The organism is Streptomyces sp. NPDC029169, assembly GCF_055563935.1.
In genome coordinates this window covers 361,628-376,915 of sequence record NZ_JBVHXA010000005.1, presented here as the reverse complement: position 1 = coordinate 376,915, position 15,288 = coordinate 361,628, and the positions used below count along the sequence as shown (strand labels likewise).

The window sequence follows — 15,288 nt, the reverse complement described above, 5'->3', positions numbered from 1 at the left end:
ACTCCCCCAACTAGTACCGCGCCGGCTCCCCAAGAAGGGGGGGGGGGGGGACAACCCCCCCCCCCCCCCCCCCCGGCCCTTTCTGTACGGGGTCAGCGCTGGAGGAAGGAGAACAGCGCCTCCCAGCGGTCGGTGATCTCGGTGTCGGAGAACCTCCGCACGTTCTTCCAGGCCGCGTCACCGAACCGGTCCCGGAGTTCCTTGTCGGACATCAGCAGGCTCAGATGCGAGGCGAGCTCCAGCGTGTTCCCCAGTCGCGACAGCAGGCCGTCCTCCCCGTCCCGGATGATCTCCCGGACGCCCGGTGCGCAGTCGAAAGCGGCGCACGGTACGCCGGCGGCCATGGCCTCGAGGAGCGTGATGGGGAAGCCCTCGGCACGCGAGGCCTGCGCGAACACCGATGCTCCGCTCAGCGCGCCGAGCACGTCATTGGTGCGCCCCATCCACTCGACCGATCCGTCCAAGCCCAGAGCGGTGCACTGGCGGTGGAGGTTCTCCTCCTCGTCACCCGTTCCGTAGACGCGTAGCTTCCAGTCGGGGTACCGGTCGGCGATCTCGGACCAGCTGTCCAGCAGCATGTCCATGCCCTTTTCGTGCGAGAGGCGGCCGATGCTGGCGACGACCTTCTCGGTGCGCGCTGCGGGCGCTTCGGGCATGAAGGGCAGGGGGTTCGCGATGTGGCCGACATTGTCCATGCCGTCGCGAATCCACAGGTCGGCATCCTCCGCGGTGAGCACCAGAAGGCGGTCGACATCCTTGTAGAGACGCTTGACCCGCCAGCGACGCGAGGACGCCGCGCTGGCCGCGTAGGACTCGTGGCTCATGCCGATGACGGTGAGTCCCTTGGTGTCGGCCAGAGCGACCCACTCCATCGCCCAGACCTGGGTGACGATCACCACGGCTCCGGGCCGCGCGGCCCGGAACAGCGCTGTCAATTTCTCCGCCTGGGTCCGCATCCCGGCGGCACGGGCGGCGCTGCGCCACCGCTGCACGGCGTTGAGCTTGCCCTTGATTCCGCGGCCTGCGGAGACCTGCGGGGGATGGGCGTCGTACAGCGTGGTGGTCGCATAGGGCAGCGTGCCGGGGAACTCGTGGCGGCGCCCCTCGGGTGCCGGCGTGATCCCGACGACGTGCACCTGGTGGCCGCGGTCGGAGAACAGGCGGGCCACCTGGTGCGTCCAGGTGGTCACACCGCCCATCTCGTCCACGCTGTTGGAGACGATGAAGATGTCACGGCCGCCTGACACGGCGGTCTGGTTGGTCACTTCCCGCTCCTGGTGAAGAACTTGGCGACGATCCGGCCGGCCGCGTCGCCCCGGTCGTACTCGCTGAAGTCGGCGTTGAACTGCTGCCGTGCCGCGGCGTACTTGATGTCGGCCTCGTCCCGCAGATTGGAGATCACTCCAAAGAGTTCATCCGCTGTCGCGACCACGGGTCCGGGAGCCTTCTCCTTCAGGTCGAAGTAGGTGCCCCGGTTCTCCTTGGCGTACTCGTCGTAGTCGTACGTGAAGAAAATCATCGGGCGGTCGAGCAGCCCGTAGTCGAACATCACCGATGAATAGTCGGTGATGAGGCCGTCCGCGAGGGCGAGCAGAGGCGTCACGTCATGGTGGTGGGTGACGTCGATGACCCGGCCCTGCAGTGACGGCGGCAGGGTCACACTGTTGAGGTAGTGCGACCTGATGAGCAGGGTGTAGGTGTCGCCGAACCGGTCGGCGAACTCCTCCACATCGAACGGGAGCTCGAACGGCTGTACGCCTCCGCCCGCGTTGGCGCGGAAGGTCGGCGCGTACAGCAGGATCTTCGTCTCGGGCGCGATCCCCAGCTCTTCCGCGAGCGGCCCCCGTTCCCGGCTGCCCCGCTCCGCCTCCTCTAGGCGCGCCGCGACGAGCACGTCGTTCCGCGGGTAGCCGACCGGGAGGAGGTTCTCGTCGCGCAGCCGGAAGCCCTTGGCGAGCGTGCGCCGGTCGTGCTCCGAGCGGATCAGGAAGTGGTCGAACCGGTCGACGGAACGCTGGAGGGTGTCCTGGGCGGCCTGGCCCTTGGCCTTGGTGGTCGGCTCGTCGAAGCCCATCCGCTTGAGCGCCGTACCGTGCCAGGTCTGGATGTACGTGGTCCCTGGCCGCTTGGTCAGCCGGAACGGGAACCCCTGGTTGTCGATCCAGAACTCGGCCTGGGCCAGCGCGCGCAGGTACTGCCAGCTCCAGCGTTTGACGAGGGTCGCGTCCTTGGGGAAGCCGGTCGGACGCGCGCCCGAGTAGGACCAGACCGCCTCGAACTTGACACCCTGGCGGCGCAGTTCCTCGTAGATCGCCTTCGGACTGTCGCTGTACTGCTTGCCCAGGTGGCTTTCGAAGACCACAAGTCCCTTGCGGATCGGCAGCTTGCTGTACACCTCGTGGTACACGCGCAGCTTCGTCTCGCCGGAATTGAGGTTGCGCTTGGCCCGCAGGATCCGGTTCAGGCTCGTCTTGGCCACTCCGGCGGCGCGTCCGTGCATGGCGCCCTCGATCATCGCCGATGTGCGGGTGGCAGCACGCCCCTCGGCGGTGAGGACGTAGGACAGGTTGCCCTTCTTGGTGATCTCGGGTGTGAAGCGGTCCGAGACCAGCGTGGTCAGCCGTGGGCGGACCCGCACCGAACGGGCCCCGTCCAGGCTGATGCCTCCGACGGAGACCCGGGTGCGGAGATCCTCGCCGTCGACGGTGAGGAGGAGACGTACGTCCCAGACCGCGTCGATGATGCCGAGCGGCCGCACCTTGCGCGCGATGTCCGCCTCGGCCTCCCACTCGATCCCCGTGCCGGCGTGGCGGAGGGCGGTCACCGGGAACCGGAAGGTGCCCCCGACGACACGGCGGCGGGCCGTGACCTCGAGGACGGCGCTGAGCTTGGCCTCCGGCTTGATCCGGCCGAGTGGGTTGACGACCGTGCCGGCCAGCCGGACAGTTCCGTCGGTGCTGTCGTACGAGGTCAGCCGGTTGCCCAGCGCGAGGGACGTGAGCGGCCGGGTGTGGTAGCCCGCCTCGGTGACGTTCAGGATCCGGCGTCCTGCAGGGTCGTCCATGTGCTCGGCGCACCAGTGGATCTCCCCCTCGTGCTCGGCGAGCGGGGACGTCAGCCTGCCCTTGTTGGTGAGCGCCTCGGTGGCGGGGAGCAGGTTGTCCCAGTCCTCCTCGGTCAGCAGGTAGGCGCAGATGGCCTGCAGCGGTTCGACCTCGTCGTACGCCTTCGGGTCGATCTCGGCGAGGTAGCCGTTGGCCAGCTTCGCGAACTCGCGCCGGTACTCGTCGCCGAGGAGCGGCAGGTCGCGCAGGTGCAGGACGAGGTCGTGCTTGAGGAACTTGATGTCCTTGCGGAACTTCAGGTCGTGGTAGCCCTTGTCCTCCAGCAGACGGTCCACCCTGCGGTGGATTTCCATGCGGTGGACGAAGTTGGCGATCTCGTGGCGCCGGTTGCTGATCGACTTCGACGCCGCGCTCTCCTGCACGTTCCAGTAGTAGACCTGGTTCGGGATGAGCGTGATGCGACTCGCGGCCACGTAGGCCTGCGCGGAGAAGAGCAGGTCCTCGTAGTGGATCCCGACCGGGAACTCGAGTCCCTGCTCCAGCAGGAAGTCACGGCGGTAGCACTTGTTCGTCGACAGGGTGTCGAAGACCAGGAGATCCGGCATCTCGGTGATGCACTCGAGCGTCCGGGTCTGCGAGTAGATCCAGCGGTACCACTGGGTGGTCTTCTGGTTCCTGCTGTCCAGGTGGACGCGTACGCACAAGCCCGAGACCAGGTCGGCCTGTGTGCGCTCGGCGGCCTCCAGCATGTTGCGGCAGGCGTTGCCCTCCAGCACGTCGTCACTGTCGAGGAACATGACGTAGGTGCCAGTGGCGCGCTGGATGCCGTAGTTGCGCGGCGCTCCGCAGCCACCGCTGTTCTCGGGCAGCTGATAGGCCCGGACCTGCTCCGGGTGGGCGGCTGCCAGTCCCTGGGCGACTTCGAAGGTGCGGTCCTTGCTGCAGTCGTCGACGATCACGACTTCAACACTCTGCAGTGTCTGGTCCAACACCGATCGCACGGCCGTCGGGAGACGCTCTGCGTCGTTGTAGGCGATGACGATCACTGAGACGTCAGGCACTGGCACCTCGATCCACTTGTCTTGCGCAGGCTGCCACAACGGTACCTCGCGTTCACTTTCCGACTGTCCGATGGTTCGGGTAGGTGTCCGGGCCGGGGGTCCGGGCCTTGTTGATCGGGGCACGCCTCGATCGGACTCGTCGATTTTAGAGGGCAACCCTTTCGGCTCCGTGCCCGTCTAGCAGATGCACACACATGAGGTCATAACCTGTTTGTGCACAAATGGATGACGGAAAGTGACGGACGGGACGAATGCTGACCTTGCGGGACATTCAGGGGGCGGGGGGCGCCCGGGAGCTCGGTGCCCAAGGAAGGCCCTCGTGCTGAATCCCTCCATGGAAACGGACGCTCACCGGCGGGGGGTTGGTTCCGTTCAGCAGGTGAAACGGAACACACCCGAGTTCCGAAGAACGCGGCCGGCCGCGCCCTCGTTCGCCGCCGTCGTGTCCATGAGCGCGTACTGCCTGGCCATGGCCATTCAGGGCACGTACCCCTTCGGCGGCCGGTCCCGAGCGGTGAACGACCTCGGCAACCAGTTCGTGCCGTTCCACGCCCATCTCTGGGACCTGATGCACGGCGACGCGGGGGGCGACCTGGCGTTCAACTGGTCCAGCGCCTATGGCACACCATTCCTCGCCGACTTCTTCACGTATTTGATGAACCCGTTCTCGTGGCTGGTCGGGGTCTTCCCCCGGGACGCCGTCGAGTTCCCTGTGTTCCTGGTCACCTTGTTCAGCCTCGGGCTCGCCACGGCGCTCATGACCGTATTCCTCGGCCGTATCCACGAGGGCAGTCCCTGGCTGCGCGCCCTGCTCGCCGTCTGCTTCGGCCTGAGTGCCTGGATGATCTCGGACGGTTTCTCCGACCCCATGTGGATGTGGGGCCTGGTGGCCGTCCCGGTGATGGGCATCGCCTACGACTGGTGCCTGGGCCGCCGGCGCTGGGTGCTCGGCGCCCTCCTCGTGACCGTCTGCTGGGTCGGCAACTTCTACACCGCGGCCATGGCCACCCTCGGTATGGGCCTGGTCCTGCTCGCACGGGTGCTGCTGGACGAGCGGCCCGCCGGGGAACGCCTCCGCGTCCTGGCGCGCGCCACCTCCATGACCGTCACCGGATTGCTGCTGGCCGCGCCCGTGCTCACGGTCAGCCTCAAGGCGAGCAAGCTGTCCCAGCCCGCCCCCGAGGCCTTCTACAAGGGGCCGCCGCCGATCGCCGGCTACCTTGCGCACCTGTTCCCCGGCGGGCTTGTCGGACGCGTGCCCCACATCTCCGTCGGCATGCTCTGCCTGCTCCTCGTCGCCACCTACCCGTTCATCGCCCGGGTGCCGCTCAAGGAACGGATCGCCTGGCTGGGCCTGACCGCGGCGGTGGCCGCCTCCCTGGTCTGGAAGCCCACGATCCTGCTCTGGCACGGACTCGCCATGCCCAACGGCAGCCCGTACCGCGCCTCGATCGCCCTCACCGCCGTGCTCGTGTGCGTCGCCTGGCTGGCGCTCGCCCGTCGGCCCCGCCCCGCGGAGCTGCTCCGCGGTGCCGCCGTGGTCCTGGTCCTGGCCGCGGGCGTGAGCACCACCACGTACATGAACAGCGGACAGGGCCCCTGGATCCTCGCCGCGGGCGGACTCGTCTTCCTCGCTCTGCTCCTCGCGCTGCACCGCTTCAGGCAGGACCGCAGGGTGCGCCGGGGGCTGACCGTCGCTCTGGCCGGCGCCGTCTTCCTCTCCTCGATGTACACCGTCCTGTCCACCACCCAGATCCGCGACGCGATGGCCTGGTGGAAGCCCAAGCGCACGTACGACAGCCAGTCGCGCGCCGCCTACGAGCGGCTGAAGGGGGCGGACGCGTGGCCCGCGAGCCGTACCGACCCGGGCCCGCACGCGTTCGCGAGCAACGACCCCATGCTGCTCGGCGGGCAGGGCGGTGGGTACTACAGCAGCTATCTGCCCGAGACGACCGCCGAGACGCTGCAGGGGCTCGGTGCCGGCTGGTTCATCCAAGGGCGGCACACGCGCAGCTTCAACGACCCGGTCAGCCGCGCGATCATGGGCGTGAGCAGCTACCTCGTCAAGGACGCCGGCCCCGCCGGATTCGTCCAGCGCACCGCCCCCGCCCCGCCCCTCGTCACGCTGCGCTCCGCCGGCACACCCCTCGACGGCACCACCCGCGACGCCGGCGTCTTCGCCCGCCAGGAGCGGGTGCTCGGCGCGCGGCTCTACGAGGTGCCCGCGTTCGTACGTGACGGCGACGACAGGTCTGGGAAGGACGGCGGCACGGCCGCGCGGTTCACCGCCGTCTGCGCCCCGGGCACGGAGGCCTACTGGCACGCGCCCTGGCTGAGCGGGGAGGTCGAGGCGCTCGGCAGGACCGTCAAGGCCAACGGCAAGCACCCGATGACCAGCAACCCGCTGCTCTTCCTCGGGACCGTCCCCGCCGACGGCAGGATCGTGGTCACGATCCGCACGGCCCAGGGCCACGTCATCCCCCGGAACCCCGTCGGCTGCCTCGACCGGGCCGCGCTCGACCGGACCGTACGGCACCTGCGCGACACCGGCCCCGAGCGCGTCGAGGCGTCCGGCCACGGCATCAGCGCCACCTTCGTCCCCGGAACCACCGGCACAGCGGTCGTCGCGGTGCCCGCCACCTCCGGCTGGCAGTGCTCGGTCGATGGCGGCCCGGCGCGCACGCCCCGCACGCTCGGCGGGCTGATGGCCGTGCAGCTGGGAGACGGTGCCTCACACCTGTCCTGCTCCTACCGCACCCCGGGGCTGCCGCTCGGCCTCGCGGCCAGCGCCGCGGCCGCGGCGCTGCTGCTGGGCGTCGCCGCGGTCCACCTGCTCCGTACTCGTACCCTTCGCTCGTCGTCCAGGAGTCAACGCTCATGATCAAGCTCTCCGTCGTTGTCCCCTGCTTCAACGAAGAAGCGGTGATCGACCAGTTCGACACCCGCATCCGCGAGGTCCTCGGAGCCCTGCCTGTCGAGTACGAGATCTGCTACGTCGACGACGGCAGCAGGGACGGCACGTTCCTCCGCCTCCGCGCCCTCGCCGGCGAGTTCGAGAAGGAGACCCGGTACGTCTCCTTCAGCCGGAACTTCGGCAAGGAGGCCGCGATGCTCGCCGGGCTGCGCGAGGCCAGCGGCGACGCTGTCGTGATCATGGACGCGGACCTCCAGCACCCGCCGGAGCTCATCGAGCGCATGCTGGAGCTCTACGAGCGGGGCCACGACCAGATCATCGCCCGGCGCACCCGCGAGGGCGACAAGAAGCTCCGCAGCGCGCTGAGCCGGCTCTACTACCGCGGCGTCAACAAGTGGGTCGACGTCGAACTGACCGACGGCGTCGGCGACTTCCGGATGCTCTCGCGCAGGGCCGTCGACGCGCTGCTGTCGCTGCCCGAGTACAACCGCTTCTCCAAGGGCCTGTTCTCCTGGATCGGCTTCGACACCGTCACCTTCGACTACCAGAACGCCGCGCGCGAGGCGGGCGAGACGAAGTGGAAGTTCAGCTCCCTGCTCAACTACGGCATGGACGGGCTGATCTCCTTCAACAACCGACCGCTGCGCATCGCGATCTGGCTCGGTCTCGGGCTCACCGGCCTGGCCGCGCTGTACGCCATCTGGATCACCGTGGCCGCCCTCACCCAGGGCGTCAGCGCGCCCGGCTACGTGACCCTCGTCGCGATCATCGTGGGTCTCGGCGGTGTCCAGATGATGATGCTGGGTCTGATCGGCGAGTACATCGGCCGTATCTACTATGAGACCAAGCGCCGGCCGCACTTCCTGGTCAAGGAGACCCACCGCTCCAAGCCCCGCCGCCCGATCGCCGGCAGCGCCTACCATGCTGGCCGCACCGACGGCCGAGTCCGCGTGGTGGCCACCGAACGGGAGATGTGATGCGCGGTCAGCTCGGCCAGATCGTCCGCTTCGGACTGGTCGGCGGGATCAACACGGGAACGTTCTACGGGTGCTATCTGCTGCTGCACCCGTGGATGCCGTACTTCGCCGCCTACTCCATCGCCTTCGTGCTCAGCATGATCGGCTCGTTCTTCCTCAACACGTACTTCACCTACCGCACCAAGCCCACCTGGAAGAAGTTCGCGCTCTTCCCGCTCACCAACGTCACCAACTACCTGGTGCAGAGCGTCGGCCTGTACGCGCTGGTGACCTGGGCCGGGATGGACGACCGGATCGCGCCGCTGGTCGCGGCCGTCGTGGCCATCCCGTTCACCTATCTGCTGTCGCGCAAGATCCTCGTGCCCGGCGCCAGGAAGGCGGAGACCGGCGCTGCCGATGACGCCGAGGCCGCGTCGGACCGCGTCGGCACCCGCTGAGCTCAGGCACCCACTGACCTCAGGCCGCCGTCCGGTGCCGCGACCGCAGGCCGCCATCCGGTGCCGCCCGCCCGTTCCATCCAGCGGAATGGGCGGGCGCCGTCCGTCCCGGCTCGCGTAGATTGCCTGGCAGACATCCGAGTGGGACGACGCAGGTGACGGCGGTACAGGTGACAGTGGCAAGGCAGTTCGTGACGGAAGCCCGCAGGATCGTCGTCAAGGTCGGCTCCTCCTCCCTCACCACCGCGTCCGGCGGCCTCGACGCCGACCGGGTCGACGCCCTCGTCGACGTCCTCGCCAAGGTCCGCAGCGGCGGCGAGAAGGAGATCGTGCTGGTCTCCTCCGGTGCCATCGCCGCCGGTCTCGCCCCGCTCGGCCTCACCCGCCGGCCCAAGGACCTCGCCCGGCAGCAGGCCGCCGCCAGCGTCGGCCAGGGCCTCCTCGTCGCCCGCTACACCGCCTCCTTCGCCCGCTACGGCGTACGGGTCGGACAGGTGCTGCTCACCACCGACGACACCAGCCGGCGCGCCCACTACCGCAACGCCTACCGGACCCTCGACCAGCTCCTCGCCATGGGCGCCCTGCCGGTTGTCAACGAGAACGACACCGTCGCCACCGACGAGATCCGCTTCGGCGACAACGACCGGCTCGCCGCCCTCGTCGCCCACCTCGTCCGCGCCGACCTGCTCGTCCTGCTCTCGGACGTCGACGGGCTCTACGACGGCGACCCCGCCAAGCCGGGCACCTCGAGGATCGCCGAGGTCGCGGGCCCCGAGGACATCGCCCACGTCGAGATCGGCGCCGCAGGCAAGGCCGGCGTCGGCACCGGCGGCATGGTCACCAAGGTCGAGGCCGCCCGGATCGCCGCCGCCGCCGGCATCCCCGTCGTCCTCACCTCCGCCAGCCGCGCCGCCGACGCCCTGGCCGGCCGCGACACCGGTACGTACTTCCACCGCACCGGCCGCCGCTCCGCCGACCGGCTGCTCTGGCTCGCCCACGCCTCCACCCCGCAGGGCCACCTCACCCTGGACGAGGGCGCGGTACGGGCCGTCGTCCAGGGCAAGAAGTCCCTCCTGGCCGCCGGAATCGCCGCCGTCGAGGGGGAGTTCGTGGCCGGCGACCCGGTCGAACTGCGCGACACCGAAGGGCGGGCCGTCGCCCGCGGGCTCGTCAACTTCGACGCCAAGGAGATCCCCCGGATGCTCGGCCGCTCCACGCCCGAGCTGGCCCGGGAGCTCGGTCCGGAGTACGAGCGGGAGGTCGTCCACCGCGACGACCTGGTCGTCGTCCGCGCCTGATCCGGCCCCTGGGGCGGGGCGTGTGGAGAAACGGCCGAAAGACCGGCCATCCGGTAGGGACCTTTACCAAAACCGCCCCACGTGCCCCCTCGGGCTGGTCAACTTTCTCTCGGGGACAAGACAAGGGCGGGGTACAGCACCACACGCATCAAACAGGAGGCCGCCGGTGAGACGAGCGCGCCCGGGGGCACCGCCCCGAGGCACTGCCGAACGCGCCCTGACCAGTGTCGAGGCCGGAGCGGACTTCGACGAGGGACAGGACACCGACACAGCTGAGGCACGCGGCGAGGAGCGGCCGGTGGTCGCCTCGAAGCTCTGGCACATCACCCTCAGCGTCTCGGGCGCCGAGGCCCCGCTGAAGGAGGTCAGGCGCGGGCTCGAGCAGCTCGCCCACGACCATCCCTTCCTGCTGACCAGTCGCTACGCCAACGATCACGCGGAGATCCGCTACTGGGAAGAGGCCCGTGACCTGCACGATGCCGCGGCGGTCGCGCTGCGGCTCTGGGGCGAGCACCGGCAGAGCGCCAAGCTGCCGCCCTGGGAGATCGTCGGCCTGGAGGTCATCGACCGCGAGACCTACCACCTGCGCATCGCCGAGGGCTACGGCCCCCCACCGGCCGCCCCGGTGGGAGTCCACCCGTACTGAGCCCGGGTGTCCACGCGGTACTGAGACCGGGGCCCGCCCGTACTGAGACCGCTGTCTCGGACTACGGGATACGGACGGGATACGTGAGGGATGTCCGCAGTGGTGCCAGTACCCTGCGGGCATGACCTCGCTCACGCCCCTCGACAACCTGTCCCCGGTCGCCCGGGCCGCCTACCGCGCCCGCGCCGCCGCCGCCGAAATCGCGCCACTTCCGCGCGCGGCCAAGGACGACGCCCTGCTGGCGATCGCGGACGCCCTCGAGGTCCGCACCGCCGAGATCGTCGAGGCCAACGCCGAAGACGTCGCCCGCGCCCGCGAGGCCGGCACCAGCGAGTCGATCATCGACCGGCTCACCCTCACCCCGGAGCGCGTCCGCGCCATCGCCGCCGACGTCCGCGACGTGGCCGCCCTGCCCGACCCGGTCGGCGAGGTCGTCCGCGGCTCGACCCTCCCCAACGGGATCGACCTGCGCCAGATCCGCGTCCCGCTCGGCGTCGTCGGCATCATCTACGAGGCCCGCCCCAACGTCACCGTGGACGCGGCCGCCCTCTGCCTCAAGGCCGGCAACGCCGTCCTGCTGCGCGGCTCGTCCTCCGCCTACTCCTCCAACACCGCCCTGGTGGAGGTCCTGCGCGACGCCGTCGGCGGCGCCGGCCTGCCCGCCGACGCCATCCAGCTCGTCCCCGGCGAGTCCCGCGAGTCGGTACGGGAGCTCATGCGCGCCCGCGGCCTGGTCGACGTCCTCATCCCGCGCGGCGGCGCCTCCCTCATCCGTACCGTCGTCGAGGAGTCCACCGTCCCCGTCATCGAGACCGGCACCGGGAACTGCCACGTCTACGTGGACGCCCAGGCCGACCTCGACATGGCCGTCGACATCCTGATCAACTCCAAGGCCCAGCGGCCCAGCGTCTGCAACTCCGCCGAGACCCTCCTCGTCCACCAGGACATCGCCGAGACCTTCCTGCCCCGGGCCCTGGCCGCCCTGGCCGACGCCGGCGTCACCGTGCACGCCGACGACCGGGTCCTCGCCCACGCCGAGGGCTCCAAGGCCACCGTCGTCCCCGCGACGCCCGAGGACTGGGAGACCGAGTACCTCTCCTACGACATCGCCGCCGCCGTCGTCGACTCCCTCGACAAGGCCGTCGAACACATCCGGCTCTGGTCCTCCGGCCACACCGAGGCGATCGTCACCACCTCGCAGGCCGCGGCCCGCCGCTTCACCCAGCTGGTCGACTCCACGACCGTCGCCGTCAACGCGTCCACCCGTTTCACCGACGGAGGCCAGTTCGGTTTCGGCGCCGAGATCGGCATCTCGACCCAGAAACTGCACGCCCGCGGCCCAATGGGCCTGCCCGAGCTGACCTCGACCAAGTACATCGTGACCGGCGACGGTCACACGCGGTAACCCCCGAATCCCCCGTTCGGCCCCGCTCCCACGGGGCCCCGGGGGAGCAGGACGGGCGGGAACGGTTCGCACTCTCCCTGCCCAAATCCACCTCCCAGGTCTACTCTGAAAAACGTGCCGGACGACGTGGGGGGCAGGCCGTTCCCGGACGGTTGGGACCCTGAGAACTCTGACGACCGCGGGGGCGCGGACGAGGACTTCGCCACCGTGGTGTTCGACGAGGACTTCGTACGGGCCGCCGAAGTCCATGAGCCGACCGCCGTGGAGCGCCTCCTGGCGGCCGCGCAGGCGCGCGCCGAGGCGGAGGCCGCCCGCGCCCGGGCCGGCGGCGGAGCGGGCGACGACGAGCTCCGCGAGGACGGCTACGACCCCTCGGACCCCTTCGGCGGCCGCTACGGCGACGGGTACGACACCGACGGCCCCGACGACGACTCCGGCCCCTACGGCCCCCACGGCGGCGCCCTGCGCCCCTACCGGGGCAGCGCCCGCTGGCACCGGCCCGTCGCCTGGGTGCTCGCCCTGGTGATGGGCGTCGGCATGGTCGCCCTCGCCTTCACCGCGGTCTACCGCGGCGCCTCCGCCAACCGCCAGGACCAGGTCCCCGCCCCTGCCACCACCGGCATCGACAAGCCGAGCGCGAACCCCCCGGCGGTCACCGCGCCCTCGGCCTCCGCCGAATACTCCGCGCCCCCCGTCCCCGCCGTTCCCCGCACGCCCTGAACCCTGCCCCCCGGGCTTGTGCGCAGGTGGCCGGACCTCCGTCGGAATTCTTGGGAACTTGTCGTGTACCTGGGCGTTTACCCGAGCCGCGTCCGACCTACTCTGAAGGTATGGCAGGGCGTGGCGACCCGCCTGAGGGGCCGGTTCCCGACCCCGGCGGTGGTGAGGACGAGTACCGATCCGTCGTCTTCGACGAGTCGTTCGTCCAGGCTGCCCGGCTCCAGGAGTTCTCCGCGGAAGAGCGTATGGGCGAGCACTCCCAGGCCGTACGCTCCCGCCCCGGCTGGGAGGCCAGAAGCGGCTCCCGCCAGGCCCTCCTGCTGGTCCTGCTGATCCTCCTCGCCTTCGGTACGGCCATCTATCTCGGTGTCCGCAACCCCTACCAGCCCCCTCTCGACCAGCGGGCCGAACCGCTCCGGACCACCGTGGTCCCGCTCGCCCCGCAGGGCCCGGTGCCGGGCGGCGAGCCCGCCCAGCTGTTCGCCCACAGCCCCGCCGCCGAGTACCGCACCGGCGCCGCCGGCATCAACCTCCCCGTAGCCGGACGCACCACCCACTTCTCGGAGAGCCAGGTGGTGACCGCCCTGTCGATCGCCAAGGACTACCTCGTGGCCTCCTCCCTGGAGCCCGACGTGCTGGCCGGTGTGACCGTCCGCCCCGCCCGGCTGCTGCTCGACCCCGACCAGCTTGCCCAGTTCGACAAGAGCGTCGAGTCCTCCCGCGACGACGGCCGCCACGCGGTGGCCGGCTGGCTCGTGCGGTTCGACCCGGCCGAGGTCGCCCTGGCGGACCCCACCGTCCGCGTCCAGGGCACCCTCCGCTTCGCGGAGACGGCCACCGACATGCTGGAAGTCACGGCGGACCACACCTTCACCTACGCCCTGCGCCCCGCCACCTCCGGCGCCGGACCCGTGGGCCAGGCCTCCCTCTTCACCGTCCACCGCGAGACGCACTTCCGCTTCGACCGCGAGGACCTGCGGATGCACCGCGCCGAACTGCTCGCCAGCACCGTCCAGGCCGGCCCGCAGGCCTGCGGACCCGACACCGGCGGCGCCCTCCGCCCGCTGCTCGCGGGCGAGCGGGCCTCCGACTCCGGCGGACCGGCAGTCACCGACCCGTACGCCACCGGCCGGCCCGCCGCCTCCTCGCTCTGCGGAACCCTCGCGCCGAGCGCTCAGCCGTCCTTCTGACCGCTGCCGCGGGCGTCGTCGTTGCCGTCGTCGCCACCGCTGCCGGTGCCTGAGCCGCTGCTGGTGCCATCCGAGCCGCTCCCGGTGCCGCCTTGCGGGGCCGCCCCGCCGCCGAACCGGCTGCGCAGCTTCCCGCCCAGGTCGCCCGCCAGGTCACCCGCGCCGCCGGCTATGTCCCCCACCAGCTTCATCAGCGGATCCTTGCTCGTCCGCACCGATTCGGCATAGTGCCCGGCCGATTCCCGGAAGGAGCCGCTCACCGAGGTGTCCTTGTCCTCGGAGCGCCGCGGGTAGTGCCCGTCCATGATCCGCTGGTAGTCGCGGGTCTCGGACCACTTCTTCAGCTCGGCCGCCCGGACCGTCGTGAACGGGTGCGTGCGCGGCAGCACGTTCAGGATCTTCAGGACGGAGTCGCGCAGATCGCCGCCCTTCTCGTACTCGTCGGCCTGGGCGAGGAACGCGTCCACGTTCATCTCGTGGAGATGGTTGCCGCCGGCGATCTTCATCAGACCGCGCATGGACGCCTGGAGGTCCTGGCCGACGAGGAGTCCCGCCCGGTCGGCGGACAGCTCGGACTTGCGGAACCACTCCCGCAGCGCCGTCACGATCGCCATGATCGCCACGTTCCCGAGCGGGATCCAGGCGATCTTGACCGCCAGGCTGGTGAGGAACAGCAGGATCGTGCGGTACACGGAGTGGCCGGAGAGGGCGTGGCCCACCTCATGGCCGACGACCGCCCGCATCTCCTCCTCGTCGAGCAGCTCCACGAGGCCCGTGGTGACCACGATGATCGGCTCGTCGAGGCCGATGCACATCGCGTTCGGCTTCGGGTCCTGGGTGACGTACATCGGCGGGACCTTCTCCAGGTCCAGGATGTAACACGCGTCCCTCAGCATGTCGTTGAGGTGGGAGAACTGGGCGTCACTCACCCGCACGGAGTCGGAGAGGAAGAGCAGTCGGAGACTGCGCTCGGGCAGCAGCCCGCTCAGCGCCTTGAAGACCGTGTCGAAGCCGGTGAGCCTGCGCAGGGCCACGAGCGCCGACCGGTCCGCCGGATGCTCGTAGGCGCGTGAGGAGATGCCGGGGAAGCGCTTGCGCTGCCTGCTCGGCACGTTCCCGCGGTCGTTGTCGGACTTCTCGGTCATGGATGCCCCCTGTTCGTACGAGACCTTGCTCGTCCCCCTGACGCATCCCAGCCTAGGTGCTGGGGTCCCCGCACGCCTGAGCCTGTGGATAACTCTGGGGTGGGGGACGACGGCGAGGTACGACAGCCCGGACAACGACTGAGTCGGCGTGAGCGTGCCCGGACGGCCCGCATACGATGTGCGCGAAGTCTCGCTCCCGTCCCCGATCGATAGGTCCTGCTGAAGATGAGCCTCCACAGCACCGCCGCCAACCTGGTCACGCTCGCCGAGGGCGCCGAGCACGGCGGCAACCACGACAGCCTCAGCCCTTACCTCACCGGTTTCGGCGCGCTCGGTGCGCTGCTTCTGCTGCTGTGGATCACCACCCGCTTCAACCGCGACCGCTGAGCCCGGAGACCGGACAGAAGACGCCCGCTGCCGTGCCAGTAGG

General features: G+C 70.1%; 12 protein-coding genes. 9 read left to right on the top strand and 3 right to left on the bottom strand.

Translation table 11 applies throughout. The annotated features are described in order from the left end of the window. Positions 1 to 92: 92 nt before the first annotated feature. Both ACZ4VI_RS13075 and ACZ4VI_RS13070 read right to left on the bottom strand, forming a co-directional pair. Complete coding sequence (locus ACZ4VI_RS13075) at positions 93 to 1,199, bottom strand: glycosyltransferase (RefSeq protein ID WP_467999321.1); 1,107 nt, start codon at positions 1,197 to 1,199, stop codon at positions 93 to 95. A 62-nt stretch (positions 1,200 to 1,261) separates the two neighbouring features. Continuing rightward, positions 1,262 to 4,132 (bottom strand): bifunctional glycosyltransferase/CDP-glycerol:glycerophosphate glycerophosphotransferase, encoded by a 2,871-nt coding sequence (locus ACZ4VI_RS13070; RefSeq protein WP_467999251.1) that lies wholly within the window; start codon positions 4,130 to 4,132, stop codon positions 1,262 to 1,264. A 373-nt stretch (positions 4,133 to 4,505) separates the two neighbouring features. On the opposite strand from ACZ4VI_RS13070, the gene ACZ4VI_RS13065 reads away from it, so the two are divergent. The 8 genes from ACZ4VI_RS13065 (at position 4,506) to ACZ4VI_RS13030 (ending at position 13,713) form a co-directional block, all read left to right on the top strand. Then, entirely contained in the window at positions 4,506 to 7,007 is a 2,502-nt protein-coding gene (locus ACZ4VI_RS13065) for a YfhO family protein (protein WP_467999250.1), read from the top strand. Then, complete coding sequence (locus tag ACZ4VI_RS13060) at positions 7,004 to 8,017, top strand: glycosyltransferase family 2 protein (RefSeq protein ID WP_467999249.1); 1,014 nt, start codon at positions 7,004 to 7,006, stop codon at positions 8,015 to 8,017. Before ACZ4VI_RS13065 ends, ACZ4VI_RS13060 begins: the two co-directional genes overlap by 4 nt. After that, a complete protein-coding gene (locus ACZ4VI_RS13055) occupies positions 8,017 to 8,454 on the top strand; it encodes a GtrA family protein (protein WP_467999248.1) in 438 nt (145 codons plus the stop codon). The genes ACZ4VI_RS13060 and ACZ4VI_RS13055 overlap by 1 nt, the downstream gene beginning before the upstream one ends. 170 nt (positions 8,455 to 8,624) lie before the next feature. Then, a complete protein-coding gene (gene proB, locus ACZ4VI_RS13050) occupies positions 8,625 to 9,752 on the top strand; it encodes a glutamate 5-kinase (protein WP_467999247.1) in 1,128 nt (375 codons plus the stop codon). A 166-nt stretch (positions 9,753 to 9,918) separates the two neighbouring features. Further along, on the top strand, positions 9,919 to 10,398 hold the full coding sequence (locus ACZ4VI_RS13045) for a hypothetical protein (protein WP_467999246.1): 480 nt from the start codon (positions 9,919 to 9,921) through the stop codon (positions 10,396 to 10,398). Between the two features lie 121 nt (positions 10,399 to 10,519). Continuing rightward, positions 10,520 to 11,803: a glutamate-5-semialdehyde dehydrogenase gene (locus ACZ4VI_RS13040; protein ID WP_467999245.1), complete on the top strand. Its 1,284-nt coding sequence runs from the start codon at positions 10,520 to 10,522 to the stop codon at positions 11,801 to 11,803. A gap of 114 nt (positions 11,804 to 11,917) precedes the next feature. Further along, positions 11,918 to 12,523, top strand: a complete 606-nt coding sequence (locus ACZ4VI_RS13035) for an SCO2584 family spore wall biosynthesis protein (protein ID WP_467999244.1) — start codon at positions 11,918 to 11,920, stop codon at positions 12,521 to 12,523. 110 nt (positions 12,524 to 12,633) lie between these two features. Then, entirely contained in the window at positions 12,634 to 13,713 is a 1,080-nt protein-coding gene (locus ACZ4VI_RS13030) for an SCO2583 family membrane protein (RefSeq protein ID WP_467999243.1), read from the top strand. Here the strand turns inward: ACZ4VI_RS13030 and ACZ4VI_RS13025 are convergent. After that, positions 13,698 to 14,858: a M48 family metallopeptidase gene (locus ACZ4VI_RS13025; RefSeq protein ID WP_467999242.1), complete on the bottom strand. Its 1,161-nt coding sequence runs from the start codon at positions 14,856 to 14,858 to the stop codon at positions 13,698 to 13,700. The genes ACZ4VI_RS13030 and ACZ4VI_RS13025 overlap by 16 nt on opposite strands. Positions 14,859 to 15,083: 225 nt before the next feature. Between ACZ4VI_RS13025 and ACZ4VI_RS13020 the strand changes: the two genes are divergently transcribed. After that, positions 15,084 to 15,245 carry a hypothetical protein gene (locus ACZ4VI_RS13020; RefSeq protein ID WP_175439045.1) on the top strand — a complete coding sequence of 54 codons (162 nt, stop codon included), beginning with the start codon at positions 15,084 to 15,086 and terminating at the stop codon, positions 15,243 to 15,245. Positions 15,246 to 15,288 lie beyond the last annotated feature (43 nt).

Excerpts from the sequence above, each read along its gene's own strand:
- ACZ4VI_RS13075 (WP_467999321.1), bottom strand. The coding sequence starts at position 1,199 with ATGGGCGGTGTGACCACCTGGACGCACCAGGTGGCCCGCCTGTTCTCC.
- ACZ4VI_RS13060 (WP_467999249.1), top strand. The coding sequence starts at position 7,004 with ATGATCAAGCTCTCCGTCGTTGTCCCCTGCTTCAACGAAGAAGCGGTG.
- ACZ4VI_RS13055 (WP_467999248.1), top strand. The coding sequence starts at position 8,017 with ATGCGCGGTCAGCTCGGCCAGATCGTCCGCTTCGGACTGGTCGGCGGG.
- ACZ4VI_RS13040 (WP_467999245.1), top strand. The coding sequence starts at position 10,520 with ATGACCTCGCTCACGCCCCTCGACAACCTGTCCCCGGTCGCCCGGGCC.
- ACZ4VI_RS13030 (WP_467999243.1), top strand. The coding sequence starts at position 12,634 with ATGGCAGGGCGTGGCGACCCGCCTGAGGGGCCGGTTCCCGACCCCGGC.
- ACZ4VI_RS13025 (WP_467999242.1), bottom strand. The coding sequence starts at position 14,858 with ATGACCGAGAAGTCCGACAACGACCGCGGGAACGTGCCGAGCAGGCAG.
- ACZ4VI_RS13020 (WP_175439045.1), top strand. The coding sequence starts at position 15,084 with ATGAGCCTCCACAGCACCGCCGCCAACCTGGTCACGCTCGCCGAGGGC.